The organism is Allofournierella sp. (assembly GCF_017889395.1).
GTDB lineage: Bacteria > Bacillota > Clostridia > Oscillospirales > Ruminococcaceae > Allofournierella.
This window is the reverse complement of sequence record NZ_JAGHKE010000134.1, coordinates 1-3,599: the sequence shown is the minus strand read 5'-3', so window position 1 is coordinate 3,599 and position 3,599 is coordinate 1. Positions and strand designations below refer to the sequence as shown.

General features: G+C 66.4%; 3 protein-coding genes. All 3 read right to left on the bottom strand.

Annotation, left to right across the window (positions count from 1 at the left end):
* The coding region (locus J7G73_RS12640; protein WP_291246522.1) for a collagen-like protein at nt 1–1,353 on the bottom strand (1,353 nt) is incomplete at its 3' end.
* Nucleotides 1,350–3,251 carry a hypothetical protein gene (locus J7G73_RS12635; RefSeq protein WP_291246521.1) on the bottom strand — a complete coding sequence of 634 codons (1,902 nt, stop codon included), beginning with the start codon at nt 3,249–3,251 and terminating at the stop codon, nt 1,350–1,352. The genes J7G73_RS12635 and J7G73_RS12640, both read right to left, overlap by 4 nt.
* A partial coding sequence (locus J7G73_RS12630; RefSeq protein ID WP_291246520.1) for a hypothetical protein occupies nt 3,251–3,599 on the bottom strand: 349 nt, incomplete at its 5' end. The genes J7G73_RS12630 and J7G73_RS12635, both read right to left, overlap by 1 nt.

Below are 3,599 nucleotides of genomic sequence, written 5' to 3'. Positions count from 1 at the left end.
GCTCACCTGGGTGTTCTTGCTCACCAGGTTGGGGCCTGCCGGGCCGGTGGGGCCGGTAGCGCCTTGAGGCCCCTGGGGTCCGGTGGGACCAGTGGCGCCGTCCCGGCCGTCCTGCCCGGGGTCGCCCTTGTCGCCTTTTTCACCCTTGTCGCCCTTGGGCAGCACCAGATTCAGCACGCCCTCGCTGCCGCTCTGAGCGATGCTGGCCGAAGCGGTACTGCCGCTGGTCACACTGCCGATGCGCAGGGTCTTGATCGCTCCGTTCCAGGCGGTGAGCATGGCATCGGTGATCTTGTCCAGCACGGTTTTGTTGGTGTGGCTGTGGCGGGCGGCGGTGTTGGCAGACACGGTTGCTTTGGTGGCGGACAGACCCTCCGCCAGCGCCCTGCCCTTGTCGCCCGCATAGGCGGTGGAGGCGGTTTCGCCCAGGGCCAGGCTCTTGCTGATCTCCACATAGGCGGTGCCGCTCCAGCGCCAGGTGAGATTGGTATCCAGCGCCACATAGATCTTGCCCGCCTCACCGGTGGCCGGGAAGGCGCTCTTGCCGGCGTATTCCAGCACATCGTCCACAAAGCTGGGCAGCTGGCTGGCGGGCACCTTGCCGCCGGAGTCCAGGGTGGCCACGCCCCCGGCCTTGCCCATCTCGCTGCGCTTGACCTGGGCGTCGTTGGTCACATTGCCCAGACCCACCTGGCTCTTGGTCACCCCGTGGGGGTTATCCAGCGCCAGAAGATGCCCGCTCAGGCTGCGCAGTGCCTTTGCCAGCTTGCCGAAGGCGGTGGTCAGCTTCTCACCGCTGGCCAGCAGCTCCAGGCTGGCGGCCTCGGTGTAGGTGGGCGTCTGGTCGTTGGTGGTCAGGTTGGGCACGTTGCCAAGCCCCACCTGCGCCTTGGTCACCGCGTGGGGATTGGCCTTGCTGGCCGCGTGGGCATCAAAATCCTCCCGCAGGCCGTCGGCCGCGGCCTTGTGCGCGTCCAGCGTCTGCTTTGCCGCCGCCAGGGTAATGGCCGGGCTGTCGTTCCAGGCATCCGCGCCCTTCACCCCGGCGATCTGCTGGCCGATCAGGGTCAGCAGCGCCTGCAGCTTGTTGCTCACCCCGCCCACGGTGCGCAGACCGATTTTTTCATCGGTCACGCTGCCGTCCGGGTGGGCCAGCACCGAGGCCGCGGCGTGGGCGTTCAGCTCGGTTCGGCTGGCCTTCAGATCGTCCAGCTCGGCATCCTTGTTTGCCTGCTTTTTCAGCTCCCGGTCAATGACCTCCATGTCGTAGGTCAGATCGTCGATGTCCGCCGGGTCGTTTCGTTCCGCCAGCCGCTCCGGCAGGCGCAGCTGATAATTCTGGCTTTTTCTCATGCTTCGTTCCTCCGTTTCAAGATCATTTCTCCCTTCAATCCGCCGCCGGTGTAGGTGAGCTGATTTTTCAGCACCTGGGCCGGGGCGGCCGTTTCCCATTGGGTGTCCAGCAGGACCCGGTCGGCGGGGTCCAGCTCCGGGTTGCCCCGGGTGGAGCAGGTGTAGGTGCTGCGGCGCAAAAGATGCTCCCGCACCCAGGCTGCCACCGCCAGCGCCCGGTCCAGCTCGGTGATGAGCGGATTGTCCAGCGTTTCCGCGGTGCCGTTTTCGTCCGCGTCGGGCACCGGGGCCACCGCGTTCTGGCAGCTGGTCTCCAGCTTTTTGCCGCTCACGATCAGGGTGGCCGTGCCGCTGCCCTCCAGCACCAGGTCGCCCGCGGCGGCATACAGTGCCTGGCTTGTCACCTGTGCGCCCTCACATTCCACCCGGATGCCCGCCGCCTGGTTCCAGGTCAGGTGCAGCGTCAGCTGGCCGTCTACCTGGTAGGTTCCCTTGTGCAGCTGGCTCTCCTTTTCCGCCGGGGTGTACACGGTGGCCGGGCATTCCACCCGCAACAGGCTCGCGGTCTTTTCCACCTTGGGTGCGCTTTCCAGCATGTCCGAAAGCCCGATGCTCACCCCGCTCTGGATGCTTTCATCCGGCTGGATGCGGATCACGCCCTCCCGGTCGGCATACAAAAGGCAGCAGGCCGCGTGAGCGATCAGCTGCAGGCATTCCCGGTGCTGCTTTGCCGGCAGCGGCGCGGTGGTGGTGATCTGCTTCAGGCCCTCCCACAGGGCCCAGGGCTGCTCGTCCTGCCTGCGGCGGGGCAGGTCCGCGTCCTCCAGCACCGCGGTGGCCAGCTCCCACAGGCTGTGGGGCGCGCCGTCCCACACGCCCTTGTAATAGGTGCCGTCCAGAAGGCTCAGCGCGTCGGTGGCGGAGAATTTTGCATACAGCCCCTCCACCGTGGGCTGGCCGGTCAGATAAAACCGCCCGCCGGGCATCCATTCCACAAAGCCGCCCTGGTACAGCTCCCGCCAGCCAGTGGGGAGCAGGTCATCCCATTCCATGGCCGCCGCGTCGCCCCAGTGCATACCGCCGGTGAGCTGCTGGCCGTAGCGCACCGTGATGGGGTTGCGCTGCTCAAAATACTTCCAGATGCCCTGGGGGTTGTCCGGGTCATAGAGGCCGTTCTGGCTTCCGGTGAGCAGGTTCACGTTCACCGCCGAGAAGCTGAACTCCCCGGTGGGCAGCCTGCGGCCGATGGGGTCCACCTCCATGGTCTGGGCCGCTTCGGTCAGCTCGGCCTGACCGAACACCAGCTCCATGCCGAACATCAGCCGGGTCAGCCGCGCCCGGCGAAAGGGCTGGCTGGTGGCCTCGAAGCGGATCTCCAGCCGGTCGAACCGGTCGATCTGCACCGTCTCCCGGTGCTCCACCGCCGTGGGCTGCACCTGCCGCTGCACCAGCTGCACTTCCCCCTTCCAGGCGGTCACGGTCAGCGCGGTGCACCATTCCTCCGCCACCTGGTCAAACCGGAAGCTCAGCGCCGGAACGCTCACCGGCGTTTCAAATTCCAGCGCCAGCACCGGCGGAGCCGCAAACCGGCCGTCCGCCCCGCTCATCGCCTCGCTCACATAGCCCTCGGTCAGCAGTGCGCCGCCGGGCTCGTCCGCAATGCGCAAACTGCCGTCCGCCTTCCAGCGCCCCGGCTCGAAGGTGGCGTAGCTGCGCTTTTGCGCGCCGTCCTGGGTGAGGGCGCTTTCCACACTGGACCAGTAGGCCTGATGCTCGCTTTTGTCCGCCGCGCCGGGGGCTGCATCCTCGTCCACCACGCTCAGGGTCACGGCCAGCTTTGCCGCGCCCAGCACCGGCTTTGTCATCTCCTGCCGGTAGGCATCGCTCACCTTTTGCATCAGATCACCCCGCAATCCACCACGCTGAAGCTGGCATCCTCGTAGTATTCCGGCATTCCGGTGGCCGCGTCCACATTCACCGGGCTGCAGGTCACATCGCTGAGGTAAAACATCCGCGTTTCCCACCGGCCCAGGTTATGGCTGAAATAGTGGCAATAAAAAGTGAAGTGCCCCTCCTCGAACCAGCGGTTCATCTCCCACCACAGCTCGGGGCTGATGGTCTGCCAGCCCAGCTCCTGCTTATCCACACTGCGGCCCACCATCCGGCCCACCATGGTGCCCTGGGCGTTGCGGGCCGAATCCACCATGCGGCTGGTAGTAAAAGGCGCCTTGCCCTGGGTGGGGTAA

What these genes read in the sequence shown, in the direction of transcription:
- J7G73_RS12635 (WP_291246521.1), bottom strand. Translation starts at nt 3,251, where the DNA reads ATGCAAAAGGTGAGCGATGCCTACCGGCAGGAGATGACAAAGCCGGTG.